At 66.9% G+C, this 22,860-nt stretch carries 24 protein-coding genes; 15 read left to right on the top strand and 9 right to left on the bottom strand.

What is annotated here, in order from left to right; genetic code table 11:
- Positions 1–63: 63 nt before the first annotated feature.
- The 3 genes from tesB to N5D91_RS13150 all read left to right on the top strand — a co-directional run bounded on the left by tesB (position 64) and on the right by N5D91_RS13150 (position 2,912).
- Positions 64–972, top strand: a complete 909-nt coding sequence (gene tesB / locus N5D91_RS13160) for an acyl-CoA thioesterase II (RefSeq protein WP_008265305.1) — start codon at positions 64–66, stop codon at positions 970–972.
- A gap of 4 nt (positions 973–976) precedes the next feature.
- The gene (locus N5D91_RS13155) at positions 977–1,486 is read left to right on the top strand and encodes a pathogenicity-like protein (RefSeq protein ID WP_180854997.1); all 510 of its coding nucleotides are present in this window, start codon (positions 977–979) and stop codon (positions 1,484–1,486) included.
- A 208-nt stretch (positions 1,487–1,694) separates the two neighbouring features.
- A complete protein-coding gene (locus N5D91_RS13150; RefSeq protein WP_125427831.1) occupies positions 1,695–2,912 on the top strand; it encodes a sigma-70 family RNA polymerase sigma factor in 1,218 nt (405 codons plus the stop codon).
- A gap of 51 nt (positions 2,913–2,963) precedes the next feature.
- Here the strand turns inward: N5D91_RS13150 and N5D91_RS13145 are convergent, their stop codons facing one another.
- Positions 2,964–3,524: an EF-hand domain-containing protein gene (locus tag N5D91_RS13145; RefSeq protein WP_110711595.1), complete on the bottom strand. Its 561-nt coding sequence runs from the start codon at positions 3,522–3,524 to the stop codon at positions 2,964–2,966.
- Positions 3,525–3,680: 156 nt separating this feature from the next.
- On the opposite strand from N5D91_RS13145, the gene N5D91_RS13140 reads away from it, so the two are divergent.
- Positions 3,681–4,436: an arginyltransferase gene (locus N5D91_RS13140; protein ID WP_049447050.1), complete on the top strand. Its 756-nt coding sequence runs from the start codon at positions 3,681–3,683 to the stop codon at positions 4,434–4,436.
- Positions 4,437–4,474: 38 nt separating this feature from the next.
- Positions 4,475–5,689 carry an endonuclease/exonuclease/phosphatase family protein gene (locus N5D91_RS13135; protein WP_180854996.1) on the top strand — a complete coding sequence of 405 codons (1,215 nt, stop codon included), beginning with the start codon at positions 4,475–4,477 and terminating at the stop codon, positions 5,687–5,689.
- Between the two features lie 77 nt (positions 5,690–5,766).
- Here the strand turns inward: N5D91_RS13135 and purT are convergent, their stop codons facing one another.
- Complete coding sequence (gene purT, locus N5D91_RS13130) at positions 5,767–6,954, bottom strand: formate-dependent phosphoribosylglycinamide formyltransferase (RefSeq protein ID WP_180847399.1); 1,188 nt, start codon at positions 6,952–6,954, stop codon at positions 5,767–5,769.
- A 137-nt stretch (positions 6,955–7,091) separates the two neighbouring features.
- Here purT and N5D91_RS13125 point away from each other — a divergent pair, with 137 nt between their 5' ends.
- The 5 genes from N5D91_RS13125 to N5D91_RS13105 are packed head-to-tail and all read left to right on the top strand — an operon-like array spanning position 7,092 to position 9,790.
- Positions 7,092–7,973 carry an SPFH domain-containing protein gene (locus N5D91_RS13125; protein WP_180854995.1) on the top strand — a complete coding sequence of 294 codons (882 nt, stop codon included), beginning with the start codon at positions 7,092–7,094 and terminating at the stop codon, positions 7,971–7,973.
- 45 nt (positions 7,974–8,018) lie between these two features.
- A complete protein-coding gene (locus tag N5D91_RS13120) occupies positions 8,019–8,198 on the top strand; it encodes an Arc family DNA binding domain-containing protein (RefSeq protein WP_180854994.1) in 180 nt (59 codons plus the stop codon).
- The gene (locus N5D91_RS13115) at positions 8,195–8,374 is read left to right on the top strand and encodes a DUF4177 domain-containing protein (protein ID WP_032127598.1); all 180 of its coding nucleotides are present in this window, start codon (positions 8,195–8,197) and stop codon (positions 8,372–8,374) included. Before N5D91_RS13120 ends, N5D91_RS13115 begins: the two co-directional genes overlap by 4 nt.
- A 3-nt stretch (positions 8,375–8,377) precedes the next feature.
- Positions 8,378–8,971, top strand: coding sequence for a PH domain-containing protein (locus N5D91_RS13110; protein WP_110711591.1), 594 nt, complete (start codon positions 8,378–8,380; stop codon positions 8,969–8,971).
- Between the two features lie 9 nt (positions 8,972–8,980).
- Positions 8,981–9,790, top strand: coding sequence for a M15 family metallopeptidase (locus N5D91_RS13105; RefSeq protein ID WP_180854993.1), 810 nt, complete (start codon positions 8,981–8,983; stop codon positions 9,788–9,790).
- Between the two features lie 392 nt (positions 9,791–10,182).
- Here the strand turns inward: N5D91_RS13105 and N5D91_RS13100 are convergent, their stop codons facing one another.
- The 4 genes from N5D91_RS13100 to N5D91_RS13085 all read right to left on the bottom strand — a co-directional run bounded on the left by N5D91_RS13100 (position 10,183) and on the right by N5D91_RS13085 (position 13,803).
- The gene (locus N5D91_RS13100) at positions 10,183–10,554 is read right to left on the bottom strand and encodes a DUF423 domain-containing protein (protein WP_110711589.1); all 372 of its coding nucleotides are present in this window, start codon (positions 10,552–10,554) and stop codon (positions 10,183–10,185) included.
- A gap of 104 nt (positions 10,555–10,658) precedes the next feature.
- Positions 10,659–11,732 (bottom strand): SRPBCC family protein, encoded by a 1,074-nt coding sequence (locus N5D91_RS13095; protein ID WP_110711588.1) that lies wholly within the window; start codon positions 11,730–11,732, stop codon positions 10,659–10,661.
- Between the two features lie 233 nt (positions 11,733–11,965).
- Entirely contained in the window at positions 11,966–12,607 is a 642-nt protein-coding gene (locus tag N5D91_RS13090; protein ID WP_006424175.1) for a response regulator transcription factor, read from the bottom strand.
- Positions 12,607–13,803: a sensor histidine kinase gene (locus tag N5D91_RS13085; protein WP_153856396.1), complete on the bottom strand. Its 1,197-nt coding sequence runs from the start codon at positions 13,801–13,803 to the stop codon at positions 12,607–12,609. The genes N5D91_RS13090 and N5D91_RS13085 overlap by 1 nt, the downstream gene beginning before the upstream one ends.
- Positions 13,804–13,953: 150 nt before the next feature.
- Here N5D91_RS13085 and N5D91_RS13080 point away from each other — a divergent pair, with 150 nt between their 5' ends.
- From N5D91_RS13080 to N5D91_RS13060, 5 genes are read left to right on the top strand one after another with little or no spacing between them, the layout of a single operon-like run.
- The gene (locus tag N5D91_RS13080; protein ID WP_008267255.1) at positions 13,954–14,550 is read left to right on the top strand and encodes a GNAT family N-acetyltransferase; all 597 of its coding nucleotides are present in this window, start codon (positions 13,954–13,956) and stop codon (positions 14,548–14,550) included.
- Complete coding sequence (gene minC / locus N5D91_RS13075) at positions 14,496–15,341, top strand: septum site-determining protein MinC (RefSeq protein WP_110711586.1); 846 nt, start codon at positions 14,496–14,498, stop codon at positions 15,339–15,341. Before N5D91_RS13080 ends, minC begins: the two co-directional genes overlap by 55 nt.
- Positions 15,342–15,376: 35 nt before the next feature.
- Complete coding sequence (gene minD, locus N5D91_RS13070; RefSeq protein ID WP_010483375.1) at positions 15,377–16,186, top strand: septum site-determining protein MinD; 810 nt, start codon at positions 15,377–15,379, stop codon at positions 16,184–16,186.
- Positions 16,187–16,188: 2 nt separating this feature from the next.
- A complete protein-coding gene (gene minE, locus N5D91_RS13065) occupies positions 16,189–16,449 on the top strand; it encodes a cell division topological specificity factor MinE (RefSeq protein WP_004148073.1) in 261 nt (86 codons plus the stop codon).
- A 46-nt stretch (positions 16,450–16,495) separates the two neighbouring features.
- A complete protein-coding gene (locus N5D91_RS13060; RefSeq protein WP_110711585.1) occupies positions 16,496–16,975 on the top strand; it encodes a hypothetical protein in 480 nt (159 codons plus the stop codon).
- 62 nt (positions 16,976–17,037) lie between these two features.
- Here N5D91_RS13060 and N5D91_RS13055 read toward each other — a convergent pair whose 3' ends face one another.
- The 3 genes from N5D91_RS13055 to N5D91_RS13045 all read right to left on the bottom strand — a co-directional run bounded on the left by N5D91_RS13055 (position 17,038) and on the right by N5D91_RS13045 (position 22,769).
- Positions 17,038–18,267 (bottom strand): DUF819 family protein, encoded by a 1,230-nt coding sequence (locus N5D91_RS13055; RefSeq protein ID WP_275942999.1) that lies wholly within the window; start codon positions 18,265–18,267, stop codon positions 17,038–17,040.
- Positions 18,268–18,397: 130 nt separating this feature from the next.
- On the bottom strand, positions 18,398–20,476 hold the full coding sequence (locus N5D91_RS13050) for a S9 family peptidase (RefSeq protein ID WP_180847403.1): 2,079 nt from the start codon (positions 20,474–20,476) through the stop codon (positions 18,398–18,400).
- Positions 20,477–20,804: 328 nt separating this feature from the next.
- The gene (locus N5D91_RS13045) at positions 20,805–22,769 is read right to left on the bottom strand and encodes an oligopeptide transporter, OPT family (protein WP_110711582.1); all 1,965 of its coding nucleotides are present in this window, start codon (positions 22,767–22,769) and stop codon (positions 20,805–20,807) included.
- Positions 22,770–22,860: the final 91 nt, after the last annotated feature.

Here is a 22,860-nt window from a genome sequence, read left to right as displayed (position 1 = left end):
TACCAATGATGGACGGGCCTGCAACGGTATAATCGGGGCCTCTTCATTGCTGTGGCCGCCCCCTTGAACGACACGCCCGAACCCGTCGTCTCCGAGCTGATCGACCTGCTCACCCTGGAGCGGCTGGAGGACAACCTGTTCCGCGGGCAGAGCCGCGACATCGGCACCAAGTACGTGTTCGGCGGCCAGGTACTGGGCCAGGCGCTGGCTGCGGCGCAGGCCACGGTCGACAACGGGCGCCACGTGCACTCGCTGCACGCCTACTTCCTGCGCGCCGGCAACATCGACCACCCCATCGTCTACGACGTGGACCGCACCCGCGACGGCGGCAGCTTCTCGGTGCGCCGGGTTACCGCAATCCAGCACGGCAAGGTGATCTTCTTCTGCGCGGCCTCGTTCCAGCAGGCCGAAACCGGTGCCGAGCACCAGCACAAGATGCCCGAAGTGCCGCAGCCGGAAGACATCGAACCGAACCGCCCGCTGCCGGCCGAAGTGCTGGAGCGGCTGCCGATCAAGGTGCAGCGCTGGCTGTCGCGCGGCGGCCCGTTCGAGTTCCGCCACGTCTACCCGCGTGACGAACTGAACCCGCCCAAGCGCCCGCCGTACCATCAGGTGTGGCTGCGCCTGAGCGAGCCGGTCGGCGATGCCCCGGAGCTGCACCAGGCGCTGCTGGCCTACGCCTCCGACTTCCACCTGCTGGGCACGGCGACGTTCCCGCACGGCATCAGCTACTACCACCCGCACGTGCAGATGGCCTCGCTCGACCACGCGATCTGGTTCCACCGCCCGTTCCGCGCCGATGACTGGCTGTTGTACTCGCTGGACAGCCCCAGCGCGCAGGATTCGCGCGGCCTGGCCCGCGGCCAGTTCTTCACCCGCAACGGCGTACTGGTGGCCAGCACCGCGCAGGAAGGCCTGATCCGCGTGGTTCCCGACCAGGCCGCGGCCGCCGCCGTGCCGGCCAAGGATTGATCCGATGCGCCAGATCTTCAGCAGCCAGCGCGTGGAAACCGTCGAAGGCGTCGCCGAGCTCCTGCGCGAGCATGGCATCGACGTCAAGGTGACCAACGGGCGCTCGTACAAGACCCGTCGCCGCGGCCAGTTCAGCTATACCGACCTGGGCAACGCCAACGCCTACCCAGCGGTGTGGATCGTGCGCGCCGACGACCAGCCGCGCGCGCGTGAAATCCTGCGCGAGGCGCGCCTGCTCGACACCACCCGCCGCGACCATCCGACCGCCGAATTCGCCTTCCGCGACGCGCCGGAACAGGGCAGCGGTGGCCGCAGCTGGGCCTGGCGCATCCGCATCGCCCTGCTGGTGGTGATCGCCGGCGTGGCGCTGGTGATCGGCCTGCGCCATCGCGGCGCCCCGGCGCCGGTCGCACCGGCCCCTGCCCCGCAGGACCAGCCGCAGCAGGCGCAACCGGCCCCGCAGGCCGCACCGGAAGAGGAAGAAGTCCGGGTCCGCATCCAGCCCTCGAAGTGACGCACGGGTAGTGCCGGCCGCTGGCCGGCAGCCGCAAAAAGGGGACGGAGGGGATTAAGTCGTTTGTGCCTCAAACGACTTAATCCCCTCCGTCCCCTTTTTTGTCATGAGGTTGCCGGCCAGCGGCCGGCACTACCGCACAGAATGCTGGTCACACTTCGCGCGCGGCTCCGTCATGGGACACAATCCCAGCAGGAGAGCCGCCGCCATGACGACGTTCGCCGCATCGATCGACCAGACCCTGGAACGCGAACTGCCTGCCGCCGCCAGCGGTTGCCAACACGCCTATGGCCGCATCGTGCTGGCCTGCCAGAACACGGTTACCGCCATCGCGCTGGCCATCACCCGCGATCGTCAGGCCAGCGAGGACATCGCCCAGGAGGCCTTCGTGAAGGGCTGGCAGCAGCTGCACCAGCTGCGCAGCTCGACCAGCTTCCTGCCCTGGCTGCGGCAGATCACCCGCAACCTGGCCCGCGACTGGCTGCGCGCGCAGCGCGGCAGACCGCTGACCGGCGAGGCCGCCGAGGTTGCGATGGGCATGGCGGCCGACCCGGCCCCGGGCGCGGCCGACCGCCTGCAGCGGGTGGAAGAAGAGATCGCTGCCGAGGACATCATTTCCGCGTTGCCGGCCGACAGCCGCGAAGTGCTGTTGCTGTACTACCGCGAAGGCCAGCGCTCGCAGCAGGTGGCCGACCTGCTTGGGCTCAGTGACGCCGCCGTGCGCAAGCGCCTGTCGCGTGCCCGCGCCCTGGTCCGCGACGGCCTGCTGCAGCGCTTCGGCGAGTTCGCGCGCAGCAGCGCACCGAGCGCGGCATTCGCCACTGCCGTGGTGTCGATGGTGCTGGTGGCTGCGCCCGGCACGGCCAGTGCTGCGGTGCTGCTCGGCACCGGTGTCGGCATCGGCGGCAGCAAGCTTGGCCTCGGCGGTGCCAGCGCTGCGGGCGGCACCGCGATGGGTTCGCTGACTGCCACGCTGGGCCAGCTGCACGTGCTGCCGGCCGAAAGCTGGGGGGCGGTGATCGGCGGCGTGGTCGGTGGTGCGATCGGCAGCTATCTAGGCGGACGTTTCCTGATGTCGTACACCGAAACGGCATCCGAGCGCGCCGACGTGCGCCGGTTCCTCTATCTCAACATCATCACCGGCATGTTCTGGTGCCTGGCGATCCTGCTGGCGGTCATGCTGCAGGCGCCGGTCTGGGCGCAGCTGACGGTGCTGGCGGTAGGCCTGGGCGTGGTCAATTACCAGTGCCTGGTGCCGCTGCAGCGGGTGATGGCACCGATGATCGCGCGCGATTCGGCCCGGCGCGGCCGCAGCGGGACCAACTGGAAATACGAGTCCATGTATGGCCGCACCGGCATCATCGCCATGAACCTGATGGTCATCGCGCTGGTGGTGTACTCACTGATGCGCAGCGGCCGCTTGTAACGGACAACGCCGGCAGTGCGTCGGCGTTGTCGTCATTCATTGCGTTGAAACTCAGCGCTGCGGCTTCGGCGCGGCGCCATCGCGCGGACCGCCGTGGCGCGGGCCGCCGTGCATCGGGCCCTTGGCGGCGTCGAACTCGGCCTTGCTCAGCTGGCCGTCCTTGTTGGTGTCGGCGGCAGCGAACCAGGCGTCACGGCGCTGCTTCATGCGCAGCTCGCGGTCGGCCTTGTCCAGGTAGCCGTCCTTGTTGAGATCGAGCTGGTCGAAGCGCGCGGCCAGGCGCGGGTCGGCCTTGGCCTCCTCGCGGCTGATGCGACCGTCCTTGTTGACGTCCAGCTTGGCCCAGCGCTCACCGCCGTGGCCACGGCGACCGTGCTTCCAGCGCGGCAACTCATCGCGCGAAAGCTTGCCGTCCTTGTTCTTGTCCAGCTCGTCGAACTTCGCGGCCAGGCGCGGGTTGGCAGCCGCCTCGCTGCGGTCAATGACGCCGTCGCCGTTGGTGTCCAGCTTGGCCGGACGCTGCGCGGGCGTGGTCGGGGTGTCGGCCGCGAGCGCGATACCGGAAGCGGAAGTGCCGAGCAGCAGGGCCAGCAGCAGGGGGGTACGGATCATGAGGTCACTCCTGGGGATGGGAACAGCGTCGGGGTGATCACTTCACCCTCGGGGAACAACAACGCCCGGGCGCGACGTCGGTTGACGCCTCTGCCAGTTCCATTCATCCGGCGGACAGTCGCCACCACTGCGACAGGCTGGGGCTATGCTGTGCCTATGGCGATACATGGCGACAGAGACGACGAACTGCGACTTTTCCAGACCGGCGAGCACCCCTGCGGGTACTGGTCGGACCGGGTGGCGCGCGACCTGGTGCTGGACCCGCACGATCGCCGCCTTGGCGGCCTGTACCCGCTGGCACTGAGCTGGGGCTTCCGCCGCAGCGGCGACCTGGTCTACCGGCCGCATTGCGCGCACTGCCAGGCCTGCGTGGCAGTGCGCATTCCGGTGGCGCGCTTCGCCCCGGATCGCAGCCAACGCCGCTGTGCCGCCCGCAATGACGACCTGGAGGTGCGGATCACCGCCGCCACCGCCCGCGACGACCTGTTCGCGCTGTACCACCGCTACCTCACCCACCGCCATGCCAACGGCGGCATGGATGACCACGGCCCGCACGAGTTCGAGCAGTTCCTGATCGGCAGCTGGTCGCATACCCGCTTCATGGAGATGCGCCTGCCCGGCCACGACGGCCAGCCCAGCCAGCTACTGGGGGTGGCGGTGACCGACGTCACCGAACACGGCCTGTCGGCGGTCTACACTTTCTTCGACCCGGACCACGCCGCGCGCGGGCTGGGCACCTTCGCGATCCTGCAGCAGATCGAATGGGCGCGCCGCGAGGGCCTGCCGCACGTTTATCTGGGCTACTGGATCCGCGGTCACCAGAAGATGGACTACAAGCGCCGCTTCCATCCGCTGGAAGCCTACGATGGCCGCCGCTGGCACGATTTCGACAACGATCTGGACGGGCGCTGACAAACCGCTGACACCGGACCGGGTGCACAATACGGCCCATGAACGCCAAACCCCTGATCCTCGCCCTGGCCCTGCTCTGCGGCGCCACCGCCACTGCCCCCGCCTTCGCCACCTCCCCCGCGATGACCGAAAAGCCGTCCGCTGCGCTGCGCCTGGCCACCTACAACACCTCGCTGTACTCCGATGACGCCGGTGGCCTGATCAAGGAACTGGAAGGCGACAGCGAACACGCACGCAAGATCGCCGCGGTGCTGCAGCAGGTGCGCCCGGATCTGGTGTTGCTGAACGAGTTCGACTTCGACGACGCCCACCGCGCCGCCGACCTGTTCCAGAAGCGCTACCTGGAAGTGGCCCAGCCCGGCGGCGGCAAGCCGCTGCACTTCGCCTACCGCTACCTGGCGCCGGTCAACACCGGCGTGCCCAGCGGCCTGGACCTGGACAACAACGGCGTGGTCGGCGGAGAAGGCCGCAGCCGCGGCAACGATGCCTGGGGCTACGGCCTGCACCCGGGCCAGTACGGCATGCTGGTGCTGTCGCGCTACCCGATCGATGAAGCCAAGGTGCGCAGCTTCCAGCTGCTGAAGTGGAGCGCGATGCCGGGCGCGATCCGTCCGGTCGACCCGCGCACCGGCAAGAGCTTCTACAACGACCACGTGTGGTCGCAGCTGCGGCTGTCGTCGAAGTCACATTGGGACGTGCCGGTGAAGACCCCGGCCGGCGTGGTCCACGCGCTGGTCTCGCACCCGACGCCGCCAGTGTTCGATGGCCCGGAAAAGCGCAACGCCGCGCGCAACCACGACGAACTGCGCCTGTGGCAGGAATACCTGTCCAAGGGTGACAAGCCGTGGCTGTGCGACGACAAGGGGCAGTGCGGTGGCCTGGCGCAGGACGCGCGCTTCGTGATCCTCGGCGACCTCAACAACGACCCGGTCGACGGCGATGGCCGCCATGAGGCGATCGTCGAACTGATCGAGAACGCCCGCGTGCTGCGCTACCCCACCCCACGCAGCGTCGGCGGCGAGCAGACCAGCCTGGCCTATGCGGCCAAGGGCATCGAGCGCAAGGGCGCACCGTTCCATGCCACCGGCGATTTCGGCCCGAAGTCCGGCACCATGCGCCTGGACTACGTGCTGCCCTCGACCGGTTTCGAATACGTGGGCAGCGGCATCTTCTGGCCGGCCAATGAAAGCCCCGAAGCGAAGATCGCCGACGGTAGCGACCACCACCTGGTGTGGGTGGACGTGAAGCCGTAACCCCCACAAAGAGGGGACGGAGGGGATTAAGTCGTTTGTGGCACAAACGACTTAATCCCCTCCGTCCCCTTTTTGTTTTACGGGCGCAGTTCGACGCCGATGGCTTCGGCGGCATCACGCGCGATGGCACGCGCTTCGTCGATGGTTTCTGCGCGCGCCAGGGTCACGCCGACGCGGCGATGGCCGTGCACGCTGGGCTTGCCGAACAGGCGCACGGCGGTGTCCGGCACCTGCAGCGCGGCCGCCACGTTGTTGAAGTACGGCACGCCTTCGCCATGCGCCAGCAGCGCGCACGAGGCCGACGGGCCGCTCTGGCGGATCACCGGGATCGGCAGGCCGAGGATGGCGCGCGCATGCAGCGCGAACTCGCTCAGCTCCTGCGAGACCAGCGTCACCAGGCCGGTGTCGTGCGGGCGCGGCGACACTTCGCTGAACCACACCTCGTCGCCCTTCACAAACAGCTCGACACCGAACAGGCCCCAGCCACCGAGGTCGTCGGTGATCGCGCGCGAAATCTCTTCGGCACGCGCCAGCGCCTTGCTCGACATCGGCTGCGGCTGCCAGCTTTCGCGGTAATCGCCATCCTTCTGCAGATGGCCGATCGGCGCGCAGAACGAGGTGCCGCCGGCATGGCGCACGGTCAGCAGGGTGATTTCGTAATCGAAATCGATGAAGCCTTCGACGATGCAGCGACCGGCACCGGCACGACCACCGGTCTGCGCGTAGTCCCAGGCCGGGGCGATGTCCGCCTCGCTGCGCAGGGTGCTCTGGCCCTTGCCCGAGGACGACATCACCGGCTTGACCACGCACGGCAGGCCGATGGCTGCCACGGCGGCGCGGTACTCGGCTTCGGTATCCACGAAGCGGTACGGCGAGGTCGGCAGGCCCAGGGTTTCGGCGGCCAGGCGGCGGATGCCTTCGCGGTCCATGGTCAGGCGTGCGGCACGCGCGGTCGGGATCACCCGCAGGCCCTGCTCCTGTTCCAGCTGGACCAGGGTTTCGGTGTGAATGGCCTCGATCTCCGGCACCACCAGGTGCGGCTGCTCCTGGGCGATCAGGGCACGCAGGGCCATCGCATCGAGCATGTCGATCACGTGCGAGCGGTGCGCGACCTGCATGGCCGGGGCATCGGCATAGCGGTCGGCGGCGATCACTTCCACGCCCAGCCGCTGCAGCTCGATGGCCACCTCCTTGCCGAGTTCGCCCGAACCCAGCAGCAGCACGCGGGTGGCGGAGGGGGACAACGGAGTTCCAAGCTTGGCCATGGCGGTTCCAGCAGCGATGTGAAGGCGGGTGGGCATTCTAGCTGGCCGGGCACCCCGGCCATGGCATCCGACGAACGGCAGTCGACAAGTGATATCATTTTGATATCTTCATTCCGAACCCTCAAGGACGTACCGCCATGAAAGAGAAGTCGCTGTCTTCGCTCAACGGCCTCGGCACGCTGGCCGGCGCCCTGCTTGTCGCCCTCGCCGGCGGCGCCCTGTTCGTACTGGGGGTAGCAGCCAAGGCCAGCACCGGCTCGCCCAACCTGCTGCTGATGCTGGCCGGCATCCTGATGGCGGCGCTGGCGGTCTTCGCCCTGGCCGGCCTGTACACGGTCCAGCCCAACCAGGCGGCGGTGCTGAGCCTGTTCGGCAAATACGTGGGCACCGTGAAGGACAACGGCCTGCGCTGGAACAACCCCTTCTATGCCAAGCGCCGGGTCAGCCAGCGCGTGCGCAACTTCGAGAGCGGCAAGCTGAAGGTCAACGAGCTGGACGGCAGCCCGATCGAGATCGCGGCGGTCATCGTCTGGCAGGTGGTCGATGCCTCCGAGGCGGTCTACAACGTGGACGACTACGAGAGCTTCGTGCACATCCAGTCCGAATCGGCGCTGCGCGCGATGGCCACCAGCTACCCCTACGACCAGCATGAGGATGGCCAGCTGGCCCTGCGCAGTCATGCCAGCGAGATTTCCCAGCACCTGAAGAACGAACTGGCCGAGCGCCTGGCCGACGCCGGCGTGCAGGTGATCGATGCGCGCATCAGCCACCTCGCCTACGCCGCCGAAATCGCCCAGGCGATGCTGCAGCGGCAGCAGGCCAACGCGGTGATCGCCGCGCGCACGCGCATCGTTGCCGGTGCGGTCGGCATGGTCGAGATGGCCCTGGCCGAACTGCAGAAGAACGGCGTGGTGCAGCTGGACGAGGAACGCAAGGCGCACATGGTCAGCAACCTGCTGACCGTGCTGTGCTCGGACCGCGGCACCCAGCCGATCGTCAATGCCGGTTCGCTGTATTGAGCCACACTCGCAACGGGGCGCCCCACCGCCCCGCCAGGAGCCCCCATGAGTGAGAAGAAAGCCTACCCGCTGCGCATCAACGCCGACGTCCTGGCTGCGGCGCAGCGCTGGGCTGATGACGAACTGCGCAGCCTCAACGCTCAGATCGAATACGTGCTGCGCGACGCGCTGCGCAAGGCAGGACGCCTGCCCAAACCCGAGGCATCGCAGGAGGACAAGGAATGAGCAAGCGCTGGAGCTACCAGACGATCGAGGTCAAGACCTCCATGATGGGCGTACTCAAGGCCGAGGATGTCCAGGCCGAGCTGAGCCGGCAGGGCCAGCTGGGCTGGGAACTGGTCAACATCATCATCCCGGCGCCGATGCGCCCGGCGATGCTGGTGTTCAAGAAGGAGGCCTGAACCATGGGCGCCAGCGATCCGAAACCCTTTGACGTGGCCGAGAGCTCGCCGCTGCGCGTGCTCTGGATCGTGCTGCCGCTGCTGGCTGCCTTCGTGGTCTGCGTGTATGCGCAGCTGTACAAGGCGCCGGCGAGCGCACCCTGGATCGAAGTAACGCTGTCGCCACCCTGGTTCCGGATGGGCGGCAGTGCGGCATGGAGCTTGCTGATGATCGCCGCGCTCGGCATCGGGTTGGGGGCCGCGTTCTTCCGCCGCCGCGTGGAGCTGGCCGGCAACGTGCTGGACGTGCGCTCGACGATGTACCGGCGGCGCGTGCCGGTGGCGCAGCTGCGTCTGGACCAGGCCGAGGTGGTCGACTTGCAGCGTGACCGTCGCTATGGCATCCGTGTCAAGACCAATGGCTATTCAATGCCGGGCTTCTACTCGGGCCACTTCCGACTGCAGGGCGGCGGCAAGGGTTTCGCGCTGGTCACCGACCGTGCGCGTGTCCTCGCCCTGCCGGTCAGCGATGGCAGCACGTTGCTGCTCAGCGTGGAACGGCCGCAGGCGCTGCTCGATGCGCTGCACAAGGTGGCCGCGTCGGCGCCACGGCAGTAAGCTGCGGCGATGCAACGACGCCCGCCCCTGCTGATCAATACCGAGGCCATCGAACTGTGGCCCGCCGACCTGCTGCGCGCGCGCAGCAACCTGGATGCACGGCTGCTGTCACAGGCGCGATGGGTGCTGCGGCGCAAGCGCGATGGCCGCTACTTGGCGGCCGTACTGCCGCACGGCGTGCACTCGATGGTGCCGCGCCTGCCGCGCGAGCCCGGGGTCGAGGACGCACTGGCGCTGCTGGACACCGCGGCTGCACGGCCCTTCGGCGCCGGACTGGAAGATCAGTGGCTGCCGCTGGCCGGGTTGCAGCAGCGCCTGCAGCAGCTTGGCCTGGACCCGCAGCGCTACGCCGACGACAGCGGCCTGCCGCTGGAACCCGAACCCTGCCTGCTGCATTTTGCCGGCCGCGATCGCTTCGCCCGCCCGCTATGGCTGCGCCGTGGCGCAGCACAGGGCTGGCGGCGGATGCGCCTGCACGCCGCGCAGGACGGCATCGCGCTGGATGCGATTTCCGGCTTCCGCAGCCATGCCTACCAGTTGGGCATCTTCGAACGGAAGCTTGCGCGCGGCTTGAGCGTGACCGAGATCCTGAAGGTCAATGCCGCCCCGGGTTTCAGTGAACACCACAGCGGCCATGCGCTGGACATCGGCACACCGGGTGATGCCCCGGCCGAAGAATCGTTCGAAGCCACCGACGCCTTCGCGTGGCTGCAGACCCATGCCAGCACGCACGGCTTCCAGCTGAGCTACCCGCGCGACAACCCGCACGGCATCGTCTACGAACCGTGGCACTGGTGCTGGAGACCGGCCAACGGCTGAGCCCCTCGTGGCGGCTGCACGGCGAACTTCATGGAGCTGTCCGAGCGGATTCCGCGCGCCCACCACGAGATGGAACAAGAAGGCAAAGACAGAAGCCGGTCGCTTCGCTCGAAGCCTCTACAACGGATCAGCGCGCGGCTGTTGGGTCCGCCTTCAAGCGAGCCGAGCACCGCAGGTCCGGCGAGGGCGAAGAGGTGCGGGTGTCTGAGCGCAGCGAGTTCCCGCACCGCCCCTCGACGGGCCGAGGAGCGCAGGGGACCGGTGCGCAGCACCGGCTCGCGGCCGGCGGCGCGTTTCTTTTGGTTACTTTTCTTTTCGCGCGAAAAGAAAAGTAACGCCCATGGACGGTGCAGATCGCATCAGCATGGATCGAAGAAACAACCTCGACTCAGTCACCGCCTCAACGCATTGATCGCCAGCAGCACCCATCCGGCCATCATGCTGGTGCCACCGATCGGCGCCATCCGCGTCGGCCATTGCCACAACGCGCCTCCCACCAGGCTGCCGGAAAACAGCAGGACACCCAGCAGCAGCACGTACAGCGCCAGGTGCGCGATCACCCCGTGCGCGCGCGGCCCCAGCGCCACCAGCACCGCGCCATGCGCGAACGCGTACAACGCCGCCATGTTCAGATGCTGCTGCGCCAACGGATCGGCCACACCGTGCGACGCGTAGGCGGACAGGCCGATCGAAGCAGCTGCCAGCAGCGCACCGAGGCAGGCCAACAGGGAAGGCTTACGTGCGCGACGTTCGAGATTGAACATGTGGGCTCCTTGCGCAGCGCCCCTTGCCGGGCGCCAGATGAAAAAAAACGCGCCGCAATAAGCGGCGCGTTTTCGTGTCCAGCACTACATGGGTCAGCCGAGGCTTACTTGACGGCCCAGTAGATGTCGTAGGTACCTTCCGGGGTGAACGACTTGTCGATGCCGTCCTTCCAGGATTCGTACGGACGGTCGATCACTTCGTTGCCCGAGGTCACGGCCCAGGCGCGCAGGCCGTTGCGGGCCACGTCCAGACCCGCCATGTGGCCGGTGTAGGCCGCATGCGCCGAACGGTGCGGAGCCACGTGCACGTACTTGACCGGAGCGCCGCCGTCGATCTTGACGGTCAGCTCTTCAGCGGTGGCACCTTCAGCACCCTTCTTCTTCACCGGCTGGGCGATGTCGAAGGCGTACTTCTCCTGGCCGAAGTCGGTGGTGACGATGCGGAACGGACCGGCGGCTTCAAGGCCATTGGCCTCCATCACGCGCTTGATCCACTCCTGGTTGTCCTTGATCGACTTGGTGATCGTGTCCTGACCGCGGTCCACGTTACCGGCGTTGACGACCAGCAGGTCTTCAGCCGGCACATCGACGATGGCCAGATCGGTCAGCGGAGCTTCCGGGGTGCGGTAGTCGACGTTCGGAACGCTGGCCAGCATGTTGGCCATGCGCGACAGACCCATCTTGATGTCGTCGCCGATCTGGCGGCTGACATACAGGCCGGCATAACGGCCGAACAGGTCGAAGCCGTACTTCACCGAGTAGTCCTGGGTGATCTTGACGTTGCGGCCACCCTTGCCAGTCGGCTCCAGAGTGAAGGTGGTGATCTTGTCGTGACCCTTGGTGGCGTCATCGATGGCGATCGCAACACGCTTGTTCTCTTCGGCTTCGGTGATCTTCCAGGAGCCGGTGCCCAGGTCCTTGGAGGTGAAGTCGAGGGTGGCACCGACGCCGGAGGCCGGGCCGGACAGCTTCAGTTCAACGGCGGGATCACGCAGTACCAGCGGGTTCCAGTCCTTGAAGCGGCGCAGGCTGCTGACCGTGTCGTACACGATCGTCATCTTGCGGTTGGTCTCGATGCTTTCGGTGATGTGACGCTCGCCCGGCAGACATACGCCAATGATGACGAACAGGCCAGCCACGATCCCCAAGGCGATCAGGAACTCGATAATACGGGTCATTCAGAGAGTCTCCGGGGCCGATCCCACGGCCGGGTTGATTGAAGCGAAGCGCCAATCCTAGCAGGCTTCGCGGGCATTGTTTATCGGGATTGGCGCACCGGTTTCCCTGCCGGCTGCGTATTTGTATGGACAAAGAATTCGAAGGGTAACGCATACCGCTACCGGCCAGTAGGGGGCAACCTTGGCCGCAGCCCCTAACCATCACCCAAGTCTTTGTACCGGAACGATTTTTCTCAGACCAGTTGGAGTTCGAACGCCTTCAGTACGGCACGCGTACGGTCGCGGACGCCCAGCTTGGAGAGAATGTTGGACACGTGGTTCTTGATGGTGCCTTCGGCCACACCCAGCGAGTTGGCGATCTCCTTGTTGGAGAAGCCACTGGCCATCAACCGCAGGATCTCGGTCTCGCGGTCGGTCAGCGGGTCCGGGCGGTCCAGGCTGACGAACTCGTTGCGCATGTGCTCCAGGCCGGACAGCAGGCGCTGGGTCACGGCAGGCTGCACCAGCGAACCGCCGTCTGCCACGGTGCGGATGGCACCGACCAGCTGCGCCAGGGTGACGTCCTTGAGCAGGTAGCCCTTGGCACCGGCCTTGAGCCCGGCCAGCACCAGCTGGTCGTCGTCGAAGGTGGTGAGGATGATGGTCGGCGGCAGCTGCTCCTGGCGCGACAGCACCTGCAGCGCCTCCAGCCCGGACATCACCGGCATGCGCATGTCCATCAGCACCACATCGGGACGCACCTGCGGTATCAGCTCGACCGCCTGCCGGCCATCGCCGGCCTCGGCCACCACCTCGATGCCGTCGTCGAGCGCCAGCAGGGAGCGGATTCCCTGCCGCACCAGGGTTTGGTCGTCGACCAGGCAGACGCGAATCATCAACGTACTCCTTCAGGAACCTTGGTAAGGGCAGCCACCAGCACCGTTGCCGGCACCGTCGCCCGCAGCCGGAATCCTTCGCCGGGACGGGTCTCGATCTGCAGCTGGCCACCACATTGTTGCAGGCGCTCGCGCATGCCGCGCAAGCCATTGCCTACATTGACCATATCCGCGCCGACGCCGTCGTCGCGGGCCTCCACCACCACCCGGTCGGGGGCTTCACGGTACACCTTGATCCACAGGTGGCGGGCACCGGCGTGGCGCACCGCGTTGGTAATGATTTCCTGGGTACAGCGCAGCAGCACGTGGGCCCGCTGCGGGTCTTCCACGTTCAGCGGGTCCTCGATCTCCAGCTGGATGTCCAGCGAGGGCACGTTCTCGGTCAGCGGACGCAGGGCCGCCGCCAGATCGATGGCACCGGTCTCGCGCAGCTGGCTGACCACCTCGCGCACGTTGCCCAGCAGCAGCTTGGCCAGGCCATGCGAACGCTTTACATGCTCCAGGGCCTGGCCCTCGGCCAGGTGGCTGGCCACTTCCAGGTTCAGGGTCAGCGCGGTCAACTGGTGGCCGAGCAGGTCATGCAGCTCGCGCGAGATGCGGGTGCGCTCGTTGACCCGGGCGCTCTCGGCCAGCAGGGCCCGGGTGGCGCGCAGTTCCGAATTGAGCCGGCGCTGCTCGTCGCGGGCCTCGGTCTGCTGGCGGGCGACCAGGCTGGTCACGAAGATGAACATGGAAAAGCCGCCGTACAGCAGCGACTGCATCACTGCTTCGAACAGCGGGAAGCGCAGCAGCATGTAGTAGACCGGTGCCACCGCCAGCTGGCTGACCAGCAGCCACAGCACGCCCAGTCGTATCGACAGCATCCACGGGATGACCCCCGCGGCGACCATCATCAGGATGCTGCCCAGGCCCGAGCCGCTCAGGAAACTGACCCCCAGCGCCGAGATCGTCAGCAGCAGCAACAGGCCGCGGTCCAGCCAGCTGGTGTGGCTGTCGCTGCGCAGGATGCGGGTCAGCCAGTAATAGGCGGTGCCGAAGGACAGGTAGGCGACGAACAGCAGGATCGCCCAGCCGCCCATGTCGTTGCGGCTGTGCAGGTTCTCGAACTGCGAGTACGCCAGCGGCAGGCCGACCATGACCCAGGTGAACAGGCCGGCCAGGCGGAGGACACGGGTATGGCTGAGGACTCCCAACATGCCAGCACTCTACGGGCCACGCCCGCGTACCGCACCCCACGGAAGTCATGCCTGCCCGGTCGCCTGTTCATGCCGCAGCCCACCCCGGGCATGCAATAATCGTGCGCAGGGTCCTTTGATGGACCAACCGCGTTACCCCACGGAGTCACAATGTCGATTGTCATCCGCGACGTGCGCGAGCACGAGCTCGATTCCGTCCTGGCTTTGAACAACAACGCTGGCCTGGCCATCCTTCCCCTGGATGCGGCCCGCCTGCGCCTGTTCTACGAAACCGCTGAGTACTTCCGCGTCGCCGAGCGCGACGGCAACCTGGCCGGATTCCTGATCGGCTTCGGCAGCGACAGCCAGCACGACAGCAGCAATTTCGCCTGGTTCAAGCAGCAGCTGGACACCCCCTTCTTCTACATCGACCGCATCGTGGTCGCCAGCCGCCGGCGTGGCGGTGGCGTCGGCCGTGCGTTCTATGCCGACGCGCAGAGCTTCGCCGAGCTGCGCTACCCGCAGATGACCTGCGAGGTCTTCCTCGACCATGGCGCCGATGCCGCCCTGCTCTTCCACGGCAGCTTCGGCTTCCGCGAGCTGGGCCAGAACACCATGGCCCAGGTTGACGTGCGTGCCAGCATGCTGGCCAAGGAACTGTGCAGCTACCCGTGGGTCCAGGAGACCTATCGTGGCAAGCTGCCGGATGTGGCATGGACACGCGCCCGGCAACTGCCGGCGCAGGCACAGCGACCGACGGGGACCTGAGCGTGGCGGTGAATTTCGATTACGAACAGGCCGGTGAACTGAAGATCGGCCAGGTAGGCATCGCCAACCTGCGCATCCGTACCCTTGATGTCGAGCGTCTCGTGCAGGAAATGCACGAGCGCGTGACCCGCGCACCGAAACTGTTCGGCCGCGCGGCAGTGATCCTCGACTTCGGCGGCCTGAGCCAGGTGCCGGACGTGGCCACCGCACAGGCGCTGGTCGATGGCCTGCGCAGCGCCGGCGTGTTGCCGGTGGCACTGGCCTACGGCACCAGCGCGGTCGATCTGCTCTCGCAGCAGCTCGGCCTTCCGCTGCTGGCCAAGTTCCGCGCCCAGTACGAGCGTGCCGAGGCCGAGCCGGCCCCGCCACCGCCGGCAGCGGAACCGCGCCGCGTCGTGCGTGCCGAGCCGAAACCGGCCCCCGCCGCGCCCGTGGCAAAGGTCGCCGACGCCGCCGCCCCGCAGCCGGGCCGCATGCAGCTGGGCAACGTGCGTTCAGGCCAGCAGCTGTACGCGGAGAACTGCGACCTGACCGTGATGGCCACCGTCGGCGCCGGCGCCGAAGTCATTGCCGATGGCAGCATCCATATCTACGGCACCCTGCGCGGCCGCGCGCTGGCAGGGGCCCAGGGCAACACCGCGGCACGCATCTTCTGCCGTGATTTCCATGCGGAACTGGTCGCCATTGCAGGCCATTACAAGGTACTGGACGATGTCCCGGACAACCTGCGCGGCAAAGCCGTGCAGGTGTGGCTGGAACAGGACCAGATCAAGATCGCTGCGCTGGACTGACGCAGCACCCAAACAGAATCATCAGGAGAAGTCCTTTGGCTGAAATCATCGTAGTCACCTCCGGCAAGGGCGGCGTCGGCAAGACCACTTCCAGCGCGAGCCTGGCCTGCGGCCTGGCACGGCGCGGCAAGAAGGTGGCGGTGATCGACTTCGACGTCGGCCTGCGCAACCTCGATCTGATCATGGGCTGCGAACGCCGCGTGGTGTACGACTTCGTCAACGTCGTGCACGGCGAAGCGACCCTCAAGCAGGCCCTGATCAAGGACAAGCGCTTCGAGAACCTGTACGTGCTGGCCGCCTCGCAGACCCGCGACAAGGACGCACTGACCCAGGAAGGCGTGGGCAAGGTCCTGAAGGACCTGGCCGCCGACGGCTTCGATTACATCATCTGCGACTCCCCGGCCGGCATCGAGAAGGGCGCCTTCCTGGCGATGTACTTCGCCGACCGCGCCGTGGTGGTGGTGAACCCGGAAGTGTCGTCGGTGCGCGACTCGGACCGCATCATCGGCCTGCTCGACTCCAAGACCCACAAGGCCGAGTCCGGCCAGGACGTGCCGGCCTTCCTGCTGCTGACCCGCTACACCCCGCTGCGCGTGGAAAGCGGCGAGATGCTCAGCATCGCCGACGTCGAGGAAGTGCTCGGCCTGAAGGCGATCGGCGTGATCCCCGAGTCGGGTGACGTGCTCAACGCCTCCAACAAGGGCGAGCCGGTCATCCTGGATGTCGAGTCCGCAGCCGGCCAGGCCTATGACGACGCCGTCGCGCGCATCCTCGGCGAAGAACGCCCGATGCGCTTCACCAACGTCGAGAAGAAGGGCTTCTTCAGCAAGCTGTTCGGAGGGTAAGCATGGGCCTGTTTGATTTCCTCAAAGCGAAGAAGACCACCGCCGAAACCGCCAAGAACCGCCTGCAGATCATCATCGCGCAGGAGCGCAGCAACCGCGGTGGCCCCGATTACCTGCCGCTGCTGCAGCGCGAGCTGCTGGAAGTGATCAAGAAGTACGTGAACATCGACGTCGATGCAGTGAAGGTCGACCTGGTGAAGGATGGCCAGCACGATGTGCTGGACATCTCCGTGGCGCTGCCTGAAGGCCCGGACAAACCCTGATGCTCTGCCCCGCCCGTGCCTGCACGGGCGGGGCTGCCTGACCCGCATGACCGATACGACAACCGCCGTGGACATCACCTGCGTGGGCGACATCGCCTTCGCCGATGCGCAGTGCCTGCTCGCCGCGCATGGCCTGCAGCTGCACCACGTGGCGGCCGGTGAACCGATTCCCGGCAGCTACTGGGGCGAGCCCGAGGCCGGCATCATCGCCAGCAACGTGTACGTGCGCGATGACACGCCCGTGCACTCGATGCTGCACGAAGCCTGCCATCTGATCGTGCTGCCGCCGGAGCGGCGTGCGCAGGTGCATACCGACGCCACCGACTCGGTGGCCGAGGAAGACGCCACCTGCTATCTGCAGATCGTGCTGGCCGGACAGCTGGCTGGTGTCGGCAGCCAGCGGCTGATGGCTGACATGGATGCCTGGGGGTATACGTATCGGCTGGGGTCTACGCAGGCGTGGTTCGAGCAGGACGCCGAAGACGCGAAGGCGTGGTTGATCGAACGCGGGTTGCCGGTGGCGTGATCCACCGTGAACCGGGGTCAGATCCCTTTTGCTGCGCAAAAGGGATCTGACCCCAATACCCATCACCCCTGCCCTGCCAGCGCGCGCAGGGTGATGCCGACGACGTAGGCCAGGTAGGTTCCCGTGGCGTAGCCCATCGTGCCCAGCAACACGCCCACCGGCGCCAGCGCCGGATGGAACGCTGCAGCCACCACCGGCGCCGAAGCCGGGCCACCGATGTTCGACTGCGATCCGATGGCGAAGTAGAAGAACGGCACCTTCAGCAGCTTGCCCAGGCACCACAGCAGCACGATGTGCACGGCAATCCAGATCAGGCCGAGCAGGAACAGCCATGGGCGGTCCAGCAGCGCCAGCAGATCCATCTGCATGCCGATGCAGGCGATCAGGAAGTACAACAGCAGCGAGCCCAGGCGCGATGCGCCCGCGCCTTCCAGGTTGCGGGCACGGGTGAAGCTCAGGCTCAGGCCCAAGGTGGTCGACAACACCACCACCCACACGAACGGCGCATCCAGGCTGAACTGCGAGGCCCAGCTGATGTTGGTCTTGAACCAGGCCGCCAGCGGCGCGCCAATCGCATGCGACAGGCCGACGCCGCCGAAGGCCACCGCCACGATCAGCATCAGGTCGGTGAGGCTGGGAATGCGCTCGTGCTCGGCCTGGAAGCGCGCGATGCGCTCCTTCAACTCATCGATGGCCGAGGTATCGGCGCCACTGCGCGCGTCGATCTTCGCCGCACGACCAGCAAGAAAGATCAGCGCCGCCATCCACACGTAACCGACACCGACATCGACCACCGCGAACTGGCCGAACGTGGTCGCGTTGACGTCGAACACTTCGCGCATCGCCAGCATGTTGGCACCGCCGCCGATCCAGCTGCCGGCCAGCGCCGCCATGCCGGCCCAGGTGTCACCGGCCACGGTTTCCGGATGCACGGCGCGCATCAGCAGGAAGGCCACTACCGCGCCGAGCATGATGCTGGCCGAGGCGCCCAGGTACATGAGCACCAGTTTCGGGCCGAGCCGCAGGATGCCCTTGATGTCCACCGCAAGCGTCAGCAGGATCAGCGCCGCAGGCAGCAGGATGTCGCGCGCGATCGGGTTGTAGAGTTTGGTGTTCTGCCCGTCGATCAGGCCGGCGGTGTTGTAGATGCCGGGAATCAGGTAGCACAGCAGCAGTGCCGGCACGAACGTGTAGAAGCGTTTCCACAGGCCCTGCTCGCGGGAAGCGGTCCAGAACACGGCGCCCAGGGTGGCGGCGATCAAACCGAAGACGACGATGTCGTTCTGGATCATGCGGGCGCTCCTGGCAGTGCCGGCCGCTGGCCGGCAATCCAGTATGGGTGGAAGCAGCATATGGTTGCCGGCCAGCGGCCGGCACTACCCGTAAGCAAAAGCGCCGCCCCGAAGGGCGGCGCTGTACTCATCAGTTGCCGATGTGCTGCTTCAGCCAGGCATTGACGGTGTCATGCCACAGGATGCTGTTGTTCGGCTTCAGCACCCAGTGGTTTTCATCCGGGAAGTACAGGAACTTCGATTCGATGCCCTGGCGCTGGGCGGCGGTGAACGCGGCCAGGCCCTGCTCGACCGGGATGCGGAAGTCCTGCTGGCCATGGATGACCAGGATCGGCTTCTTCCAGTCCGCCACGTGGTTGACCGGGTTGAACTTCTCGTAGTTCGCGGCCTTCTGGTACGGGGTACCGCCCTGCTCCCACTCGGTGAACCACAGTTCTTCGGTGGCGTAGCCCATCATGCGCTGGTCGAACACGCCGTCGTGGTTGACCAGGCACTTGAACGGGCTGTTCCAGTTGCCGGCGATCCAGTTGACCATGAAGCCGCCGTAGCTGGCACCCAGCGCACAGGCCTTGTCACCGTTGAGGAAGGAATACTTCTTCAGCGCCGCATCCCAGCCCTTCTGCAGGTCTTCCAGCGGGCGGTCGCCCCAGTGCTGGCTGATCGCATCGGTGAAGGCCTGGCCGTAGCCGGTGGAACCATGGAAGTCGATCATCACCACGGCGTAGCCCTGGCCCGCATAGGTCTGCGGGTTCCAGCGATAGCTCCAGCCGTTGCCGAAGCTGCCCTGCGGGCCGCCGTGGATCAGGAACGCGACCGGGTACGACTTGCCTTCCTGGTAGTTGTGCGGCTTGACCACGTAGCCATGCACGGTGTCGTTGTTCCAGCCCTTGAACTCGAACTGTTCGTACTCACCGAAGCTGACGTCCTTCAGCACGTCGCCTGCGGCCGGGGTCAGCGCGCGCAGCTCGCCGATGGCTTCGCCTGCGGCCGGCAGCAGGCCGACCAGCACCTGGTCGTTGCTCTTCAGGCTGTTGCGGGTGATCGCCACGCTGTTGCCGGCCACGTCGACCGAGGTCACGCTGCCGTCGCCGATCAGCTTGGTGGCCTTGCCACTGGCCACGTCGATCTGGAACAGCGGGTGCTCGCCGAGGTCATCGGCAGTGGTGTAGATGCTGGCGCCGTCGGCGGACAGGGTGATGCCGCCGGCCGAGCGATCCCACTGCGGCGCGATCTCGCGGGTCTTGCCGCTGGCCAGGTCCATCGCCATCAGGCCGAAGCGGTCGGCCTCGAAGCCCGGGCGCTTCATCGCGCGGTAGAACAGGGTCTTGCCGTCGGCACTGAACACCGGACCGGCATCCCAGGCCGGGTTGGAGGCGGTCAGGTTGACCGGCGCCTGCTTGCCGGCCGCGTCGAAGCGGTACAGGTCGAAGTTGGTCGACCACGGCTCCTGCTTGCCGGCCACGCGGATGCTGGCGATCACGCTGGCGCCATCCGGCGACCACACGAAATCGTCATTGCCACCGAACGGCTTTGACGGCGCATCACCGTCGATGGTCGCGCTCAGCGCCGAGGCGCCCTTGACCGCACCGGCCTTGGCTGCCGGCAGCGGTGCCACGAACAGGGTATTGCGGCGGCCGTCGTTCCAGGTATCCCAATGGCGCACGAACAGCGAATCGAAGACCTTGCCGCTGGCCTTGGCACCGGCGACGTCCTTGAGCTTCTTCTCGGTGCAGGCCAGGTCCGAGGCACAGGCCTGGAACACGCCGGCGCTGAACAGCACGCGGTCGTCCTGCGGCGACACGTGGTAGCTGTCCACGTCCACCGGGAAGTCGGTCAGCTGGCGCGGGGTGCCGCCGTTGATCGGCTGCGCGTACAGCTGCTGGCTGCCGTTCTTGGCGCTGAGGAAATACACGGTCTGGCCATCGGCCGACAGCGACGCGGAATTGACGCTCCAGCCAGCCGGGGTGATCTGCTTCGGCGGGGCCGCGTCACGCGTGCGCAGGTTGCGCGCGAACAGTGCGGTGGAGGCCTTCAGGTTGGCATCCACGCTGCGCTTGGCGAACACCACGGTGCCACCATCGGCGGTCAGTACCGGCGCGGAGACGCGATCCATGGCCACCATGTCGCGGACTTCCAGGCCACGGGCAGCGGCAACGCTGGGCAGGGCGGCCAGCAGGCTCAGTGGCAGCAGGGCATGACGCAGTTTCATCGGGGTCTCCGCAGGACGGCAAAAAACCGATGGTAGGCCCGTGCGGCCGGGGCTGCCAAGGCCATCGGTCATGGCTGCCCGTGGGGTTGGCCCCGTCGCCAGAAAGAGCAAACCCGCGCCCCGATGACTCAGGGCGCCGGTCTGGGGAGCGCATCGCAATGCGCGCGGAGGCCGCCGCGCAGCTCGGGAAAGTGCTTTTGGCCCGAAGCGGGGTTTGTGAGGGGCGCCGGGGTCGGATCCGATTCCCGAGGAATCGGCTCTGACCCCAGACACTGTCAACGTGGGGTCAGAGCCCGTCCCTGCGGGAAGGGATCCGACCCCATGGCCCTTACGCCATGGCGCGCTTGCCGGTGCGGTAGATCAGCCAGCCGACCAGGAACAGCACGGCCAGGCCGATCCACTGTGCGCCCGGCAGGTGGAACGGCACGGCCAGCACATCGGCACGGCTGCTGACCACGATCGGAATCGCGATGGCGATGCCCATCAGCGCCTCACCGGTGATCAGGCCGGCAGCAAACAGCACGCCCGGCTTGTGCACGCGGTCACGGCCTTCTTCGTCATCGGCACGCACCTTGTGGAAGCGCTCGACCAGGTAAGCGATCAGGCCGCCGAGGAAGATCGGCACCATCAGTTCCAGCGGCAGGTAGATGCCGATGGCGGCGGCCAGCACCGGCACGCGGAAGCGGGCGTTGCGCGACTTCAGCCAGCTGTCGAAGGCGATGATGGCCGCACCGACCACGGCACCGATGCCGATGAAGGTCCACGGCAGTTCGCCACCGAACAGGCCCTTGGCCACCGAGGCCATCAGGTTGGCCTGCGGCGCGGCCAGCGCGTTCGGGTGCAGCTCGGACTTCACGCCGATGCCGTAGGCGGTAGCCAGCAGGTTCAGCACCGGGGCCATGATCAGCGCGCACGAGAACGCACCGATGCCCAGCATCAGCTGCTGCTTCCACGGGGTGGCACCGACGATGTAGCCGGCCTTGAGGTCCTGCAGGTTGTCGCCACCGACCGCGGCGGCGCAGCACACCACCGCACCGATCATGATCGCGGCCACCGCACCCAGCGGCGCACCGCCGGCGCCCACCGGCTTCAGGCCGTCGGCGCCCAGCAGCACGACCAGCACGGCCGACGCGAACAGGATGGTGGAGATGGTGATGCCCGAAACGGGGTTGTTGGACGAGCCGATCAGGCCGGCCAGGTAGGCCGAGACCGACACGAACAGGAAGCCGGCGACGATCATGATGAGGGTCATCGGGATCGACACGTGCCACTGGCCGACGATGGCCTGGTACAGCGCCAGCAGCGGCAGCACGAAGACCACCAGGGCGACCAGCATCCACTTCATCGGCAGGTCGCGCTCGGTGTGCGCCAGCACCGGGCCACCACTCTTGCGGGCGGCAGCGAAGCCGCTCTTGACGCCGTTCAGCAGCGACTTGCGCAGCGAGATCAGGGTCCAGATGCCGCCGATCAGCATCGCGCCGACGCCCAGGTAGCGCATCTTCGCGCCCCAGATGGCGAACGCCGCCTCGGTGGAAGAAGCCGCAGCAACCGACGCCGCCAGTGCCGGATCGGTGTTCATGAAGAACGCCTGGTAGATCGGAATGGCGATGTGCCAGGTCAGGATCGAACCGGACACCACCACGATGCCGACATTGAGGCCGACGATGTAGCCCACGCCCAGCAGCGCCGGCGACAGGTTGGTGCCGATGAAGGCGGTGACCTTGGAGCTGCCGACGTAGGCCGAGGTGGCCCAGGCGTCCGGGATCAGGCGCATGCCGCTTTCCGCGGCCAGCTTGACGAAGGCACCGATCACCGCCGACAGGCCGAGGATCTTCAGGCCCGGGCCCGGGTTCTCACCGGCCTTGAGCACTTCGGCTGCTGCCTTGCCTTCCGGGAACGGCAGCGGATCTTCAACGATCATCGAACGGCGCAGCGGCACCGAGAACAGCACGCCCAGCAGGCCACCCAGACCGGCGATGCCCAGCACCCACCAGTACTTGAAGTCCGGCCAGTAGCCCATGATCACCAGCGCCGGGATGGTGAAGATCACACCGGCGGCGATCGACGAACCGGCCGAGGCGCCGGTCTGCACGATGTTGTTTTCAAGGATGGAGCCACCGCCCAGCAGGCGCAGCACGCCCATGGAAATCACCGCAGCGGGAATGGCGGTGGCGATGGTCAGGCCTGCGAACAGACCGAGGTAGGCGTTTGCGGCCGACAGCACCACCGCCAGCACGATGGCCAGGGCCACTGCGCGGAAGGTGAGCTGCTTGGGCGCAGCGTCGTGGTTCATGGAAGCCCCTGCTGGCAAAAAATCCCGATCACGCTAGCGTTCAGGGGGCGGCAAGTCCAGTGCGCATGGTCACCGCCGGCGCAGGCCCACC

It is taken from the genome of Stenotrophomonas sp. GD03794 (assembly GCF_029842145.1).
GTDB classification, from domain to species: Bacteria; Pseudomonadota; Gammaproteobacteria; order Xanthomonadales; family Xanthomonadaceae; genus Stenotrophomonas; species Stenotrophomonas riyadhensis.
The sequence above is the reverse complement of the archived record's forward strand: the minus strand, read 5'-3'. Positions and strand labels throughout refer to the sequence as shown.